Genomic DNA, 15,803 nt, shown 5'->3' on the forward strand with positions numbered 1-15,803 from the left:
GTTCGTGTCCCGGTCGGCCGCCCGGTTTCCCTGGCGACTTGGAGAACTTTACACGCCCCGAAAGGGCCCGAAACAGGGGGGTACCTTAACTGCGTTTCCGCAGGTCAGAGCGCCTGTTTCGGGCCCGGGCCGCGATCAGCCCCCGACGCGCACGCCGGCGACGTTGCGCTTGCCCTTGCGGACCACCAGCCAGCGGCCGTGCAGAGCGTCGTCCGAGGACGGCTTCCACTCCTCGTCGGCGATCTTCGTGTTGTTGACGTACGCGCCGCCTTCCTTGACGGTGCGGCGCGCGGCGCCCTTGCTGTCGACGAGCCCCGCCGCGATCAGCAGATCGACGATCGTCGACTCGCCGTTCGGGTCGACCTTGCCGTTCGGCACCTCGGCCATGGCGGCGTCGAGGGTGGACGAATCGAGCTCACGGAGCTCTCCCCTGCCGAACAACGCCTGGCTCGCGGCGATGACCTGGCGGGTCGCCTCCGCACCGTGCACCAGGGTCGTGAACTCCTCGGCCAGCTTCCGCTGCGCGGACCGCAGGTGCGGGCGCTGTTCGGTGTCCTCGGCCAGCGCCGCGATCTCCTCCTGCCCGAGGAAGGAGAACATCCGCAGGTAGCGGATGACGTCGGCGTCGGCGACGTTCACGAAGTACTGGAACCACGCGTACGGCGACGTCATCTCCGGGTCGAGCCAGACACTGCCGCCACCGGTGGACTTCCCGAACTTGCGTCCCTCGGTGTCGGTGACCAGCGGCGCGGTCAGCGCGTGCGTGTGCCCGCCGTCGGTCCGGCGGATCAGGTCGACCCCGCCGACGAGGTTGCCCCACTGGTCGGAGCCACCGATCTGCAGCTTGCAGCCGTACTCGCGGTACAGGTGCAGGTAGTCCTGCGACTGCAGCAGCAGGTAGCTGAACTCGGTGTACGACATGCCGTCGGCTTCGAGGCGGCGTTTCACCGTCTCGCGGTTCAGCATCATGTTGACCGGGAAGTGCTTGCCGACGTCGCGCAGGAACTCGACGACGGTCTGCTTGCCGGTCCAGTTCAGGTTGTTCTCGATGACCGCGCCGGTCGGCGAGTCGTCGAAGTCGACGAACCGCTCCAGCTGCCCGCGGATCCGGTCCGCCCACTCGGCGACGGTGTCCAGCGTGTTCAGGGTGCGTTCTCCGGTGTCACGCGGGTCGCCGATCATCCCGGTGGCGACGCCCGCCAGCACGATCGGCCGGTGCCCGGCGCGCTGGAAGCGCGAGAGCATCAGCAGCGGAACCAGGTTGCCGGCGTGCAGGCTGGGCGCGGTCGGGTCGAATCCGCAATAGAGCGTGAGGGGTCCTTGGTCGAGGTCTCGCCGCAGTGCTTCGAGGTCGGTGGATTGCGCGATCAGGCCGCGCCAGGTCAGCTCGTCAAGGATGTGCTCGCTCACGCCTGTAGATCCTCCCGCACCAGGTCAACCGACTATCGGCCGGGGGCGGCCGCCCGTCGCTTGCCACCGCGGCGGTAGGTGGAGACCGCGGGTGATCCGTCGATCCAGAAGCGCCATGGCGTGTCCATCGCCATCGCGACCCCGACGCGCGGCCCGGTGCGGATGTCCGCTTCGGGGACCCGTTCGCCGGTGAACAGCCGGACGGGTGACGCGGGGTCGGTCAGGTCGACGCCGTTCTCGGCCCGGTCGATACCGAGCACCGAGGTGAGGATGGCCGGGCCTTTGGCGAGTTCGCCGTTGCCGCGCGCGGACGGCCTGCGCGCCCTGGCGATGTCCGCACCGGACACCACCTCGCCGGCACGCAGCAGCACGGCACCCGGCTGCCCGTCTTCGGTGCCGACGACGTTCGCGCAGAAGTGCATGCCGTAGACGAAGTACACGTACAGATGCCCCGCGGGCCCCCACATGACCGCGTTGCGGGGGGTCTTGCCGCGATAGCAGTGCGACGCGGGGTCGTCGAGCCCTCGATAGGCCTCGACCTCCACCAGGCGGACCGCGACCGTGCCGTCGGGGCCGGTCGCCTCGATCACCGCGCCGAGCAGGAGCGTGGACAGCTCCACCGGGTCCAGCGCCAGCTCGCGCCGGGTGAACTGTCTGCCGGTCTCCACGTTCCGCACTCCCCTAACGTCGCGTTCTCCCAGGCCGACCTTAACCGGCCGCCTCGATCTTCGGCGCCACCCGCATGCTGGTGTGGCAACACTCGGTGCCGTCGGGGAGCTTCGTGAACAGCACCGGCATCCAGTCGTCGCCGAACATGGGGTTCATCCCGGCGAAGACACCCTCCGACACGGGCACCAGATCCGTTTCGATCGGCGGGGCGATCCCCTTGAGACCGTCGGCGAATTCGTAGACGAAGTGCAGCTTTCCCGCCGTTTCGGTAACGGTGATGATGACGCCTTCCCGACGGTAAGTACCGGCGAAGGGGGCGACGTCCACCGAGGGTGGCGACGCCGGCGGGGCGAAGTCTCCGGGAACTTCGACCCCGGCGAGCTCGCCGAGCAGTTCTCGCGAAAGCTCGTTGTACAGCCTGTCGGTCGTGCCGTGATTGGTGAGCAGGGCGAAGGCCACTCCGGCATCCGGCACCACACGCAGGTAGGAACGCTGCCCGATCGAGGATCCGTTGTGCCCGAAACCGGGAACGCCGTTCCAGTCGTGGATCGACAGCCCGAGCCCCCAGCCTTCGGAACCGAGGGTCCACTTGTCGGGCACCTCGGCTTCGAGACGCCGCATCATGGTCACCGTCTCTTCGGCCAGCACGCGAGTCCCGTCGGGTGCCGTGCCGTCCAGCAGCATCCGGGCGAAGCGGACGACGTCGCCCGCCGTGGCTAGGACGCGGCCGAACGGCCCGGCGGAACGCGGCAGGAGATCCCACGCGGCGGTCGGCTCCGGGTCCGGGCCGAGGTGTCCCATCGCCACCCGGAAGCGCAGCGCCTCCTCGGGCAGGGTCATCGTCTCGGCGAGCCCGAGCGGGAGGACGAGCCGCTCGCGCAGGGCGTCGTCCCAGGTCAGACCGGTGAGGACCTCGACGATCCGGCCGAGCACGTTGTACCCGACGCTGCTGTAGGACGCGGCCGTTCCCGGCGGGCAGTCGAGCGCCACTCCCCTGGCGGCCTCGACGTACTTGGCGAGGCAATCGTCCCCGCGTCCGGTGTCTTCGACGAAGTCGCACGTGAGCCCGCCGGTACGACTGAGCAGCTGCCGGGCGGTGATGGTCTTCGTCGCCGCGGGATCGATCGTCGCGAACTCCGGCAGCACCTCGACGACCGGCGCGTCGAGGTTCAGGCGGCCTTCCTCGGCCAGCCCCAGTACCAGCGCGGCCGTGTAGACCTTCGCGATCGAGCCGAGCTGAAAGATCGAATCGGTGGTCGCCGCCACCCCGGTCCCCCGGTGCAGGACCCCGCTCGCCAGTTCGTGGATCTCTCCCTCGGCCAGCACCGCGAGCGTCGCGCCCGGCACGTGGTGTTCGGCCCTCAAGTCGTCGAGCCTGGACTGCCAGTGGGCGTGGTCGAACTTTGTCCGTACAGTGTTAGGCATACTGAACACTGTACGGAAAAGTGAGGGATCGCGGATGTCGGTGTGGATGCGTCCCCCGAAACGCAAGCGCGAGCAGCCGTCGCTGAGCCGGGAGCAGATCGTTTCCCAGGCGATCGAGCTTCTCGACGGTGGCGGCGTCGACGCGCTGAGCATGCGGAAGCTCGGAGCCCGGTTCGGTGTGGCCGCCCCGTCGATGTACACCCACGTGGCCACCAAGGACGAGCTGGTGGAACTGGTCGTCGACGAGGTGTACGGCGAGGTCCCGCTCCCCGGGGAGGGGCCATGGCGAGTCGTGGCGGGACGGTTCGCGCGCGACCTGCGTTCGGTCTTCCTTCGCCATCCGTGGCTCGGTTCACTGCTCGGCGAGACGGGAGTGGCGTACCTCGGGCCGAACGTGCTGAAGATGTCGGAAGCGGCGCTCGCCCTGTTCGAGAACGCCGGTTTCTCCCTGGAGGACGCCGATCTGGCGTGGAACACGGTCATGGCGTTCGTCGTCGGGCGGGCCACCAGCGAAGCCGCGTGGCTGACCACGCTCGAACGCGGCGGGCAGAGCGAGGCGGAGTGGAAGGAGCGCCTGTGGCCGGCGGCCGAGCAGGCGGTGCGTGATCATCCGCGGCTCAAGAAGCTGTACGCGGCACAACGAAGGCGGGCCCCGGGCGAGACGAACGAGGCGGACTTCGAGCGCGGCCTCGACTGCGTTTTCGATGGCTTGGAGACCAGGCTTCCGTGATACGCGTGGAGGCCCCCTTCCCTCGACTGAGTCGAGGGAAGGGGGCCTCCACGCGCTTCTGTTCAGCTGAGCCAGGCGCGGTGTTCGGCGACCCGTGCGACCAGACGATTTCGCTGTTCGGCGACGCGCTCCGGAGCGGTACCACCCCGGGCGTTGCGCGAGCTCACCGAACCTTCGACGGTCAGGACCTCGCGCACGGCCGGCGTCAGCGCTGGGTTGATCTTCTCGAATTCTTCGTCGGTCAGTTCGTCCAGACCGACGCCGCGGGCCTCGGCGACGCGGACGCTCTCCCCCGCCGCTTCGTGCGCGACGCGGAACGGCACGCCCTGCCGGACCAGCCATTCGGCGATGTCGGTGGCGAGGGTGAAGCCGGCGGGCGCCAGTTCGGCGAGCCGGTCGGTGTGGAAGGTCAGCGTCTCGAGCATGCCCGCGATCGCCGGGAACAGCAGCTCCAGCTGCTCGACGGAGTCGAAGACCGGCTCCTTGTCCTCCTGCAGGTCACGGTTGTACGCGAGCGGCTGCGCCTTGAGTGTCGCGAGCAGACCGGTCAGGTTGCCGATGAGCCGCCCCGCCTTGCCGCGGGTCAGCTCCGCGACGTCAGGGTTCTTCTTCTGCGGCATGATCGAACTGCCGGTCGCCCAGGCGTCGTCGAGGGTGACGTAACCGAACTCGGCGGTGTTCCAGATGATCACCTCTTCGGCGATCCTGGACAGGTTCACCGCGAGCATCGCGACGTCGAAGGCGAACTCGGCGACGAAGTCCCTCGAAGCGGTGCCGTCGATCGAGTTCTCGACGCTGGTGTCGAAGCCCAGCTCCTCGGCGACGGCCTCCGGGTCGAGGCCGAGCGAAGACCCCGCCAGGGCACCGGAGCCGTAGGGCGACTCGGCGGTGCGGGCGTCCCAGTCACGCAACCGGGTGACATCGCGCAGCAGCGACTGGCCGTGCGCGAGCAGGTGGTGCGCCAGCAGGACGGGCTGTGCGTGCTGCAGGTGGGTGCGGCCCGGGAGGATCGCGTCCGGATGCCGCTTCGCCTGCGAGACGAGGGCGTCGACGACGCCGAGGGTGCCCGCGACCACCCGGCGGGCGGCGTCGCGCAGCCACATCCGGAACAGCGTCGCGACCTGGTCGTTGCGCGAACGGCCCGCCCGCAGCTTGCCGCCGAGTTCGGTGCCCGCCCGCTCCAGGAGGCCGCGTTCGAGCGCGGTGTGGACGTCCTCGTCGGCGACGGTCGGGGTGAACGCGCCCGAGGCGACGTCCTGCGCGAGGGTGTCCAGCGCGGCGAGCATGCCGGTCAGCTCGTCTTCGGTGAGCAGCCCCGCCTTCCGCAGCACCCGCGCGTGGGCCCGCGACCCGGCGATGTCATACGGCGCCAGCCGCCAGTCGAAATGGGTCGACGCGCTCAGCGCCGCCATCGCCTCGGCCGGTCCGCTGGCGAACCGGCCGCCCCACAGCTGCACCGGCTGCTCATTCCCGCTCACAACACTCCTCGAATTCCTTGGTTCTCTTCAGGCGGCTGACCGGTCGAAGGTAGCGCCTGTGGTGAAGTCGTACAGCGCGCGCTCGTCGCGCGCGGAGTTGACGACCGCGTTCCCGCGGTGCAGGACCAGCCGCACCTCGCCGGACACCCGCCCGGTACTGACCTTTTGCAGTTCCTCGTGCGCGGTGACCAATGCGATCGCGGCCGGCCCCTCGTAGATCTCGCGTCCTTTGAGCCCGAAGGCGCCGACACGCAGGTTCAGCTGCTGGAAGGCCTCCAGCAGCGTCACGGTCTCCCCGTCGATGGCCACCGGCACACCCTCGTCGAAAGTGATGACCAGCTTCTCCGGGTCATCCGGGAAGGCGAACCCGTCAGGAGTCACCTTCGGTCTCCTCACCGCCGTCCACTGTGGACGACCGTCGGGCCAGCGCCATGAAACGCTCGGCCAGGTCTTTGCCGGACAGCGGTTCCCTGGCGATCACCGCGACCGTGTCGTCGCCGGCGATCGAGCCGACGACCTCCTCCAGCGCCGCCCTGTCGATGGCGCTGGCCAGGAACTGCGCCGCCCCCGGCGGGGTGCGCAGCACCGTCAGGTTCCCCGACGAGTCCGCCGAAACGAGCAGTTCGGCGAGCAGCCGCGAAAGCCGGGAAGTACCGCCCTGCACTCCGCGTACCGGGCTGCCGTCCTCCGGAATGACATACACCGGTGCCCCGGAATCGGCACCTCGGAGCTTCACCGCGCCCAGTTCGTCGAGGTCGCGGGAAAGCGTCGCCTGTGTGACGTCGATACCCTCCGCGGCCAGGAGCTTCGCGAGCTCCGTCTGGCTGCGGATGGCCATCGAGGACACGAGCTCGGTGATCCGGGCCTGCCGGGTGACCCTGCTGCCGGTCATCGTCGCTTCTCGTCCATGAGCCACACCAGCAGCGCCTTCTGCGCGTGCAGCCGGTTTTCGGCCTCGTCCCAGACCGCGCTCGCCGGACCGTCGATGACCTCGTCGGTGATCTCCCAGCCGCGGTGCGCGGGCAGGCAGTGCAACACGATCGCCTCGTCCGCGGCGCGGCGCATCAGCGCGGAGTTGACCTGCAGCTCACGGAACGGGCCGACCCGGTCGAGACCGTCGTTCTCCTGGCCCATGGAGGTCCAGGTGTCGGTGACGACGACGTCCGCGCCTTCGACGGCGGCGTACGGGTCGGTGAAGACCGTGGTGCTGCCGCCGGTCTCCGTCGAACGGTGCTTGGCGTCGAGCATGACCTGCTGATCCGGCTGGAAACCCTCCGGCGAGACGACGCGCACGTGCATCCCCGCCGTGGTCCCGCCCAACAGCAGCGAATGCGCCATGTTGTTGGCGCCGTCGCCGAGGTACACCAGGGTGAGCCCGGCGAGCTTGCCCTTGCGCTCGCGGATGGTCATCAGGTCGGTGAGCACCTGGCACGGGTGGAACTCGTCGGTGAGCGCGTTGATCACCGGGATGCTTGCCGCCGAGGCCATCGCGTCGATGCGCTTCTGGGCGAAGGTCCGCCAGACGATCGCGTCCAGGTACCGCGAAAGCACCCGTGAGGTGTCCTCGATGGTCTCTTCGCGGCCGAGCTGCATCGAGCGGCCGTCGACGATGACCGGGTTGCCGCCGAGCTGGGCGATGCCCACCTCGAAGGAGAACCGGGTCCGGGTGGAGTTCTTCTCGAAGATCGCCGCGACGGACTTGCCCTCCAGCGCGCGCGAGCTCAAGGGCTCGGCCTTCAGCTGGTCGGCGAGGTCCAGGATCTCGGCCTGTTCGGCAGGGCTGAGATCGTCGTCACGGAGGAAGTTGCGGAGCATGCTTGTCGTCTCTGTCCTAGGTGGTGGTGGAATCGAGCGCCCCGGGAAGGGCTTCGAGGAATCCCGCGGCCTCGTCGGCGCTCAGGATCAGCGGTGGTGCCAGCCGGATGGTGTCGGGTGCGATCGGGTTGACCAGGTACCCCGCGTCCTGCGCGGCCTTGGCGACCTTCGCCGAGACCGGTTCGCGCAGGGCGATGCCGAGCAGCAGCCCGGCGCCGCGGACCCCGGACACCAGCGGGTGGCCGAGTTCCTCCACGCGGGAGGCGATGTCCTTGCCCAGTGCGGAAACGTGGTCGTTCAGGTTGTCCTTGGCGATGGTCTTGAGCACGGCGAGCCCGGCGGCGCAACAAACCGGATTGCCGCCGAAGGTGGTGCCGTGCTGCCCCGGCTTCACCAGCTCCCCCGCCTCGCCGACGCCGATGACCGCGCCGATCGGCAGCCCGCCGCCGAGGCCCTTGGCCAGTGTGATGACGTCCGGGACGATGCCGGTGTGCTGGAAGGCGAACCACGCGCCGGTGCGGCCGATGCCGGTCTGCACCTCGTCGAGGATCAGCAGGGTGCCGGTCGCCTTGGTGATCTCCCGTGCGGCCTGCAGGTAGCCGTCCGGCGCCGGGACGACGCCCGCCTCCCCGAGGATCGGCTCGAGGAACACCGCCGCCGTCTCGGTGTCCACCGCGGCGCGAAGCGCGTCGACGTCACCATAGGGAACGTGGGTGACGCCGGGTAGCAGCGGCTCGAACGCGTCCCGCTTCGACGGCTGCCCGGTCAGCGTCAGCGCGCCCATGGTGCGGCCGTGGAAGGCACCTTCGCACGCGACGATCTTGGTCCGCCCGGTGAGCCTGCTGATCTTCAGCGCGGCTTCGTTGGCCTCCGCGCCGGAGTTGACGAACAGCACCTTCGCGTTGCCGGACAGGCCGGCGACGTCCAGGAGGGTCTCGGCCAGTTCGACGGCGACCGGGTTCACGTAGAGGTTCGAGGTGTGGCCGAGTTTCGCGATCTGCTCGGTGACCGCGGCGACCACGGCGGGGTGCGCGTGGCCGAGCGCGTTGACCGCGATGCCGCCCAGCAGGTCGACGTACGGTTTGCCGTCGGCGTCCCAGACCCTCGCCCCCTCACCGTGGACCAGGGTCAGCGCCGGGGTGCCGTAATTGTCCATGAGGGACGACTTCCAGTGCTCCTGGCCGTCTACATTGGACTTGTACGTGGTCACGGGAGCTCCGTTTCGGGGAAGACCATGGTACCGATGCCGCGGGAGGTGAAGACCTCCAGCAATACCGAATGGGCGATGCGGCCGTCGATCACGTGCGCGCGGCGGACGCCGCCGCGGATGGCGCGCACGCAGGCCTCCATCTTCGGGATCATGCCGCTGGCCAAGCCGGGAAGCAGGGTTTCGAGGCGGTCCACGCGGATCCTGTCGACCAGCGAACCGCGATCCGGCCAGTTGGCGTAGAGACCTTCGACGTCGGTGAGCACGACGAGCTTTTCCGCGCCCAGCGCCGCCGCCAGCGCGCCGGCCGCGGTGTCGGCGTTGATGTTGTGCACGACGCCGTCGACGTCCGGGGCCACGGTGGACACCACCGGGATCCGGCCCGCGTTGACGATGTCGAGCACGGCGTCCGGGTTCACCTCGGAAACCTCGCCGACGAGCCCGATGTCGACGGGCACACCGTCCACAGTGGCCTGTTTGCGCTCGGCGGTGAACAGCCGCGCGTCCTCGCCGGAGATGCCGACCGCGTACGGGCCGTGCGCGTTGATCAGGCCGACCAGTTCCCGGCTGACCTGGCCGGTCAGCACCATGCGGACGATGTCCATGGTCTCGGGCGTGGTGACGCGCAGGCCGCCCTTGAACTCGCCTTCGACGCCGAGCCGGTTGAGCATCGCGGTGATCTGCGGGCCGCCGCCGTGCACCACCACCGGGCGCAGCCCGACCGTGCGCAGGAAGACCATGTCCTCGGCGAAGGCCTGCTTGAGACTCTCGTCGATCATCGCGTTGCCGCCGTACTTCACGACGACGGTGGCTCCGTGGAAACGCTGTAACCAGGGCAGTGCCTCGATGAGGATCGAGGCCTTCTCGGCGGCCGTCGCGAGCCGCTCGTCCGCGGGGACGGTGGATTCGGAAGGGCTCATGACGAGTACGCGCTGTTCTCTTCGACGTACGCGTGCGAGAGGTCGGTCGTGTAGATCGTCGCCCCGCCTTCGCCGAGGCCGAGGTCGACGACGATCTGGATGTCACGGCCCGAGAGATCCGCTACGGAACGGTCCGCCGCGGTGGTGCCCTTGGCGAACAGGGTGACACCGTTGATCGCGATGGCGACCTTCTCCGGGTCGATCTCCGCCTTCACGCGGCCCAGCGCCATGGCGATGCGGCCCCAGTTCGGGTCAGAACCGAACAGGGCGGTCTTGACCAGGTTGTCTTCGGCGATCGTCCGGCCGACGGCGATGGCGTCGGACTCGCTCGCCGCGCCGGTGACCGTGACGTCGACGTACTTGGTCGCGCCCTCGGAGTCCGCGCGCAGTTGCAGCACGAGGTCGAGGCTGACGGTGGTGAGGAGTTCGGTCAGTTCGGCCTCGGTCGGCTCGACACCGCTGGCGCCGGACGCGAGGACGAGCACCGTGTCGTTGGTGGAGGTCCCGCCGTCGACGTCGAGCCGGTCGAAGGTCACGCCGGTGGCGGCACGCAGGGCCTTGTCCAGGACTTCGGGCTTGACGACCGCGTCGGTGGTGAGGACGGAGAGCATCGTCGCGAGGTTCGGGGCGAGCATGCCCGCGCCCTTGGCGAACCCGCCGACGCTCCAGCCGCTTTCGTGCTTCGCGGCCGCCTGCTTCGGCTTGGTGTCGGTGGTCATGACCGCGGTGGCGGCGGCGAGGTCGGCGTCGTCACCGGTGCCCAGTCCGGCGAAGGCGGTGTCCACACCGGAGAGCAGCGCGTCCATCGGCAGCCGCTCACCGATCAGGCCGGTCGAGCAGACCGCGACCTCGATCGCGCCCGCCTGGAGGAGTTCGGCGACCTTCTCGGCGGTCTGGTGGGTGTCCTGGAAACCGCCGGGGCCGGTGGCGGCGTTCGCGCCGCCGGAGTTGAGGACGACGGCCTTGAGCCGCTGCTGCTTGAGCACTTCCTGCGACCACAGGACGGGCGCGGCCTTGATCACGTTGCGCGTGAAGACGCCGGCCGCGACCTGCAGCGGCCCGTCGTTGACGACGAGCGCGAGGTCGAGCTTGCCCTCGGCCTTGATCCCGGCGGCGACGCCCGCGGCACGGAATCCCTTCGGCTGGGTGACGGTCACGGAGCGACTCCTACGGTCGGTAGTCCGGTGGTTTCGGGGAGGCCGAGGGCGATGTTCATCGACTGGACGGCGCCGCCCGCGGTGCCCTTGGTCAGGTTGTCGATGGCCGCGACCACGATCAGGCGCCGGGTGTCGGCGTCGACGGTGACCTGCAGCTGGACGTTGTTCGAGCCGACCACCGAAGCCGAGGACGGCCACCGGCCCTCGGGCAGCAGCTGGACGAACGGCTCGGTGGCGTACGCCTTTTCGTAGACCGCGCGAGCGCCTTCGGCGTCGAGATCGGTTTTGAGCGCGGAGCTCGCGGTAGTGAGGATCCCGCGCGGCATCGGGGCCAGCACCGGGGTGAACGAGACCTTGACCCGCTCACCCGAGACCGCCGAGAGGTTCTGCGCGAACTCGGGGGTGTGCCGATGGGCGCCGCCGACGCCGTACGCGGTGGCCGAACCCATCACCTCCGAACCGAGGAGGTTCGGCTTCAGGCTCTTGCCCGCGCCCGACGTCCCGGTGACGGCGACGACGTTGACCTCCGGCTCGATCAGGCCCGCGGCGAGCGCCGGGGCGAGGGCGATCGAACCGCCGGTCGGGAAGCAGCCGGGGACCGCGATGCGCTTGGTCCCGGCGAGACGTTCGCGGGCGCCGGGGAGCTCGGGGAGCCCGTACGGCCATTGCCCGGCGTGGTCACCGCCGTACCAGCGCTGCCAGTCGGCCGCGTCCGAGAGGCGGTGGTCCGCACCGAGGTCGACCACCAGGACCTCCGGGCCCAGCTGCGCGGCGATGGCACCGGAGTGGCCGTGCGGCAGGGCGAGGAAGACGACGTCGTGCCCGGCCAGGGTCTCCGGGGTCGTCTCCAGCAGGACCCGGTCCGCCAGTGGCGCGAGGTGCGGCTGATGCTGGACGAGCGGCGTGCCCGCGGAGCTGGCCGCGGTGAGCGCGCCGATCTGGACTTCGGGATGGGTCAGCAGCAGGCGCAGGAGTTCGCCGCCCGCGTACCCGCTGGCTCCGGCCACCGCGATCTTCACCGTCATACGCATGATTATGCACTCCCATGCAAGTTCAATCAAACAAAGTCGTGTGGCTCACCCGATACGGCACTCCGTACGAGGCATCCTTGACCGCATGACCGACACACCCGCCCGGCTGCTCAGCCTGCTTTCGCTCCTGCAGACCCCGCGCGAGTGGCCCGGCAGCGAGCTCGCCGAACGGCTGGAGGTCAGTCCGCGGACCATCCGGCGCGACATCGACCGGCTGCGTGAGCTCGGTTACCCCGTCGAAGCGTCACGAGGCGCCGAGGGCGGCTACCGGCTGGGCGCCGGCGCGGCGATGCCACCGCTGCTGCTCGACGACGAAGAGGCCGTCGCGATCGCGGTCGGTCTCCGTGGCGCCGCCGGCCAGGCGATCTCGGGTATCGAGGAGTCTTCGGTGCGGGCACTGGCCAAACTCGAACAGGTGCTGCCTTCGCGGCTGCGTTATCGCGTCGGCGCGCTGGGCGCCGCGACCGTGCCGCTCCCCGGCACGGGCCCCGCGGTGGATCCGGAACACCTCACCGTCTTCGCGGGCGCGATCGCCAACACCGAGCGGACCCGGTTCACCTACCGCACCGGCGACGGGACCGAATCCCGGCGGCACGTCGAACCGCACCGGCTCGTCTCCGCCGGACGCCGCTGGTACCTGCTCGGCTACGACCTCGACCGGGACGGCTGGCGGATCTTCCGCGCGGACCGGATCTCGGAACCACGGGCGACCGGCGGCCGGGCCACCCCGAGACAGCCACCCGCCGAGGACGTGGCGGCCTATGTCACCGACAGGATGTACAGCCTCCTTCCCACCTATAGCGCACGCGTGACCCTGCACGCGCCGATCGGCCAGGTCGCCCCCGCGATCGGCGAGGGGTTCGGCGAATTGGAATCGCTGGACGACGAGACCTGCGTCTTCCACGCGGGCACGGACACCCTGGACTGGCTCGCGTTCCGGATTCTCGGGCTCGGCTGCGAATTCACCGTGCACGAACCGCCGGAGCTGATCGAGCATCTCCGGGAGATGGCCGCACGGGCCGAACGCGGGGCGGCGTCCATAGTGGACTGAGGGTGGTCGCGAGGGACCGAAGACCCTCGCGACCACCGGTGTTCAGCCGATTTCCGCCACCTCTCGTTGGCTCGGCGGGATGGGGAGATAGGCGCCACGGCGCTCCGGGTCACAACCGACCCTGGGCAACCGGGCCCGGATCCCGCCCGGTGTCCGCTCGAACCGCCGCGCGATCTCCTCGACGCTTTCCCCGGCGAGCCAACGGCTTTCCAGTTCGGCATCCAGCTCGTCGGACCACGGCAGGCCCTGCTGCGCGGGGCGGTCCGCCGATCTTCGGCGGCCGTTCCGGCCGGTGGTCCGCCCGGCGAACGCCAGCAGTGTGTCGGAAAGGACGGTCGCCAAGGCCGGTACGGCTTCGGCGTCGATATCGAGCCTGCCTTCGGCGACAGGCTCTTCCAGCGGTCCGGCTCCGCCGACCATTACGGTCACCCAGCGGTCTTCGCCGGCCGCGCCGCCACCCTCACGGGCGGCGACCTCGATGCGATAAACGGTGTCCTGCACCCGGATCTCGGTCCGGTGCTCTTCGACGATGGTCATGCCGGGGACGGTAACGGGCGGGCCCGACAATTCGCCGGTGCGGCGAGGGGATTCGGTGCGTGACCGGAACTTTCCTCGCTTTCACGAGCGCGAGGGGGCCGGTCACGGCCCTATCGGCCACCCCCGTTGCCGCACCTAAGTGATCCTGACCGTGATCACCCGCGGGTTAGCTTTGCTCATCGGTTCGTCCACGATGGGGAGGAAAGATGACGACAAAAGCACGTCGGATGGCGCTTTTCGTGACAATGCTCGTACTCGCGATCGGGACCGTCTTCGCCACGCCCGCCTCGGCAGGCACGACGGCGTCCACCACCGCACTGGCCACCTGCACCGGAGCGGATTCCTGCTGGTTCACCTGGGGTCGCATCCAGGCAGGCGACTGCACGATGGAAAACGCGAAATGGACCCTCAGGCGCAACGGCAGCGCTTCGTTCGAAGCGACGATCGTCAGCAGCGACAGCAACGACGCTTGGCTGATGTGGGTGAACACCTTGGACAGCAACGGCATCGTCCTCGGGCCCATCCATCACGGCGGTGACACGAAGTTCGTCAAGGGCACCGTCAAGAACGTGTGGCACTGGTGGTTCGCCGAGGGATCGTTCGACGCCGGGTTCTTCGACCGCATCCACAGCATGCGGCTGAAGAGCCACTGCTGAGAAGCATCAGAGCAAGGAAATGCCCCGGTCCGGAAAACCCGGACCGGGGCATCGAAACAACCCTGACGAAGGCTCAGAAAGGCAGCGCCTGAGCCAGCGCCTCCTTCTTCACTTCGGCGACCGAAGACGGCACGTCCGACTTCGCGGCCGCGGAAGCACCGGCCGGAACCGGCTGCGGGACCGGGGCGCACTGCACGTCCGAACCGTTGCCCGGCTTGCGCACGGGCAGCTTTCCGGTCAGCAGGTAGTCCGCGATCTTGTCGTCCACACAGGACACACCGGACAGCGAGCCCGAGTGCGTCGTGCCGCCCGGAGCGCTGATCAGGCTGGAGTTCGGGTAGCGCTTGCGGACCTCGAGGCTGCCGGGGTACGGCGTCGCGGCGTCGTTCTCCTCGTTGACCAGCAGGATGCCGGGGACCTTGCTGCCGTCGATCTCCACCGGCTTGCCCGGCTTCGCGGGCCAGTCGAGGCACGGCGCGTTGAACCAGGCGTTGCCCCAGGTCTCGAACGGCGCCCGGAAGTGCGTGACCCAGTTGTCGAACTTCCAGCGGGGCCAGCTCTGCGGCCACGCCACGTCGGTGCACTGCACGGCCGCGTACACCGCGTAACCGTTGTCCTGGCCCGGCGGGTTGGAGTCGTCGTACAGGCCCTTCAGGGTCTGCCAGTCACCCTTGTGCACCCAGCCCGAGAAGGCGTTCGCGATGTCTTCCCAGCCGAAGACGTAGTAGCCGGCCTGAAGGAAGATGTCCGTCCATTCGGATCCGCCGATGACGCCGCCCGCGGGCTTGTCGTACAGCTTCTTCTGCTCGGCGTACCACAGCTTCTCGACCGCGGCGGCGGTCTTGCCGAGGTGGTAGACGTCATCGTACTTCGCGAGCCAGCCGAAGTAGATCTTGATGTTCTTGTCGAAGGCGATGTCCTGGTTCAGGTTCGCCTTGTACCAGACGTCGCGGGGGTCGACGGTGCCGTCGAACACCATCCGCCGCACGTTCTGCGGGAACAGCGTGCTGTAGACCTGCCCGAGGTAGGTGCCGTAGGAGAAGCCGTAGTAGTTGATCTGCTTCTCGCCCAGCGCCTTGCGCAGGCTGTCGACGTCCTTCGCCACATCGATGGTCTTGATGTGGTCGAGGATCGCGCCGTTCTTGGCGCACGCCTTCGCGTAGCCCTTGGCCTTCTCGCGCCACGCCGTCTCGATGGCGCGCGTGGTCGGCACGTACTGCGGGCGGTTGTAGGAGGCGTAGTTCCCGTCGCAGGTCAGCGACGGCTTGCTCTCCCCCACGCCACGCGGGTCGAAGCCGATCCAGTCGTACTCCTCGCCCGCCTTCTTGGGGACGGCCCGGCCGAGCGTCGACAGGCCGAGGCCCGAACCGCCGGGGCCGCCGGGGTTGACCAGCATGACCCCCTGCGACTGGGCGGACTTGTGCTTCACCCGCGAGACGGCGATCGAGATCTTCTCCCCGCCCGGCTTCGCGTAGTCCAGCGGGACCTCGAGGAAACCGCATTCCGCGCCGGCCTTCACCAGGCTCGGGCGCGTACAGGCTCCCCAGGAGATGGGCTTCGGATCGAAGTCCGACGCCGAGGCGGCCGTGGCGGAGGGAGCGAGCGCCATGGTGCCGACGCCGATCCCCGCGACCGCCAGGGCGGCAACGAATTTCTTCACTGTGTTCCTTTTCGTCCGCGTTCGACCCGGTCGGGCCGAAGCTACCGAGAACCGGCT

Annotated in this window: 16 protein-coding genes; 3 read left to right on the top strand and 13 right to left on the bottom strand. The window is 69.2% G+C overall.

The features are described from left to right. Window positions 1-135: 135 nt before the first annotated feature. Genes tyrS through AVR91_RS41880 form a run of 3 tightly spaced genes read right to left on the bottom strand, consistent with a single transcriptional unit; the run spans window position 136 to window position 3,504 of the window. Complete coding sequence (gene tyrS, locus AVR91_RS41870; RefSeq protein ID WP_063276212.1) at window positions 136-1,410, bottom strand: tyrosine--tRNA ligase; 1,275 nt, start codon at window positions 1,408-1,410, stop codon at window positions 136-138. A 32-nt stretch (window positions 1,411-1,442) separates the two neighbouring features. Next, entirely contained in the window at window positions 1,443-2,078 is a 636-nt protein-coding gene (locus tag AVR91_RS41875) for a DNA-3-methyladenine glycosylase (protein ID WP_199749945.1), read from the bottom strand. Window positions 2,079-2,118: 40 nt separating this feature from the next. Beyond that, window positions 2,119-3,504 (bottom strand): serine hydrolase domain-containing protein, encoded by a 1,386-nt coding sequence (locus AVR91_RS41880; protein ID WP_063276210.1) that lies wholly within the window; start codon window positions 3,502-3,504, stop codon window positions 2,119-2,121. A gap of 34 nt (window positions 3,505-3,538) precedes the next feature. On the opposite strand from AVR91_RS41880, the gene AVR91_RS41885 reads away from it, so the two are divergent. Further along, window positions 3,539-4,234 (top strand): TetR/AcrR family transcriptional regulator C-terminal domain-containing protein, encoded by a 696-nt coding sequence (locus tag AVR91_RS41885; RefSeq protein WP_063276209.1) that lies wholly within the window; start codon window positions 3,539-3,541, stop codon window positions 4,232-4,234. A 62-nt stretch (window positions 4,235-4,296) separates the two neighbouring features. Here the strand turns inward: AVR91_RS41885 and argH are convergent, their stop codons facing one another. From argH to argC, 8 genes are read right to left on the bottom strand one after another with little or no spacing between them, the layout of a single operon-like run. Continuing rightward, a complete protein-coding gene (argH, locus tag AVR91_RS41890; protein WP_063276208.1) occupies window positions 4,297-5,712 on the bottom strand; it encodes an argininosuccinate lyase in 1,416 nt (471 codons plus the stop codon). A 27-nt stretch (window positions 5,713-5,739) separates the two neighbouring features. Continuing rightward, window positions 5,740-6,093 carry an adenine nucleotide alpha hydrolase family protein gene (locus AVR91_RS41895; protein ID WP_063276207.1) on the bottom strand — a complete coding sequence of 118 codons (354 nt, stop codon included), beginning with the start codon at window positions 6,091-6,093 and terminating at the stop codon, window positions 5,740-5,742. After that, entirely contained in the window at window positions 6,083-6,604 is a 522-nt protein-coding gene (locus tag AVR91_RS41900; protein ID WP_063276206.1) for an arginine repressor, read from the bottom strand. Before AVR91_RS41900 ends, AVR91_RS41895 begins: the two co-directional genes overlap by 11 nt. After that, on the bottom strand, window positions 6,601-7,527 hold the full coding sequence (gene argF, locus AVR91_RS41905; protein ID WP_016335385.1) for an ornithine carbamoyltransferase: 927 nt from the start codon (window positions 7,525-7,527) through the stop codon (window positions 6,601-6,603). The genes AVR91_RS41900 and argF overlap by 4 nt, the downstream gene beginning before the upstream one ends. A 16-nt stretch (window positions 7,528-7,543) precedes the next feature. Next, window positions 7,544-8,737 (bottom strand): acetylornithine transaminase, encoded by a 1,194-nt coding sequence (locus AVR91_RS41910; protein ID WP_063276205.1) that lies wholly within the window; start codon window positions 8,735-8,737, stop codon window positions 7,544-7,546. Then, window positions 8,734-9,654 (bottom strand): acetylglutamate kinase, encoded by a 921-nt coding sequence (gene argB, locus AVR91_RS41915; RefSeq protein ID WP_063276204.1) that lies wholly within the window; start codon window positions 9,652-9,654, stop codon window positions 8,734-8,736. Before argB ends, AVR91_RS41910 begins: the two co-directional genes overlap by 4 nt. Next, the gene (gene argJ / locus AVR91_RS41920) at window positions 9,651-10,811 is read right to left on the bottom strand and encodes a bifunctional glutamate N-acetyltransferase/amino-acid acetyltransferase ArgJ (protein WP_063276203.1); all 1,161 of its coding nucleotides are present in this window, start codon (window positions 10,809-10,811) and stop codon (window positions 9,651-9,653) included. Before argJ ends, argB begins: the two co-directional genes overlap by 4 nt. Continuing rightward, entirely contained in the window at window positions 10,808-11,836 is a 1,029-nt protein-coding gene (argC, locus tag AVR91_RS41925) for an N-acetyl-gamma-glutamyl-phosphate reductase (protein WP_063276202.1), read from the bottom strand. Before argC ends, argJ begins: the two co-directional genes overlap by 4 nt. A gap of 91 nt (window positions 11,837-11,927) precedes the next feature. Here argC and AVR91_RS41930 point away from each other — a divergent pair, with 91 nt between their 5' ends. Next, the gene (locus AVR91_RS41930) at window positions 11,928-12,893 is read left to right on the top strand and encodes a helix-turn-helix transcriptional regulator (protein ID WP_063276201.1); all 966 of its coding nucleotides are present in this window, start codon (window positions 11,928-11,930) and stop codon (window positions 12,891-12,893) included. A 42-nt stretch (window positions 12,894-12,935) separates the two neighbouring features. Here AVR91_RS41930 and AVR91_RS41935 read toward each other — a convergent pair whose 3' ends face one another. Beyond that, window positions 12,936-13,430: a hypothetical protein gene (locus AVR91_RS41935; RefSeq protein WP_063276200.1), complete on the bottom strand. Its 495-nt coding sequence runs from the start codon at window positions 13,428-13,430 to the stop codon at window positions 12,936-12,938. Between the two features lie 206 nt (window positions 13,431-13,636). On the opposite strand from AVR91_RS41935, the gene AVR91_RS41940 reads away from it, so the two are divergent. Then, window positions 13,637-14,086, top strand: a complete 450-nt coding sequence (locus AVR91_RS41940; protein WP_143254281.1) for a DUF6294 family protein — start codon at window positions 13,637-13,639, stop codon at window positions 14,084-14,086. Window positions 14,087-14,159: 73 nt separating this feature from the next. On the opposite strand, the gene AVR91_RS41945 is transcribed toward AVR91_RS41940, so the two are convergent. Beyond that, a complete protein-coding gene (locus tag AVR91_RS41945; protein WP_063276198.1) occupies window positions 14,160-15,746 on the bottom strand; it encodes an alpha/beta hydrolase in 1,587 nt (528 codons plus the stop codon). Window positions 15,747-15,803: the final 57 nt, after the last annotated feature.

The sequence above is a fragment of the Amycolatopsis keratiniphila subsp. keratiniphila genome, assembly GCF_001620365.2.
Lineage (GTDB): Bacteria > Actinomycetota > Actinomycetes > Mycobacteriales > Pseudonocardiaceae > Amycolatopsis > Amycolatopsis keratiniphila.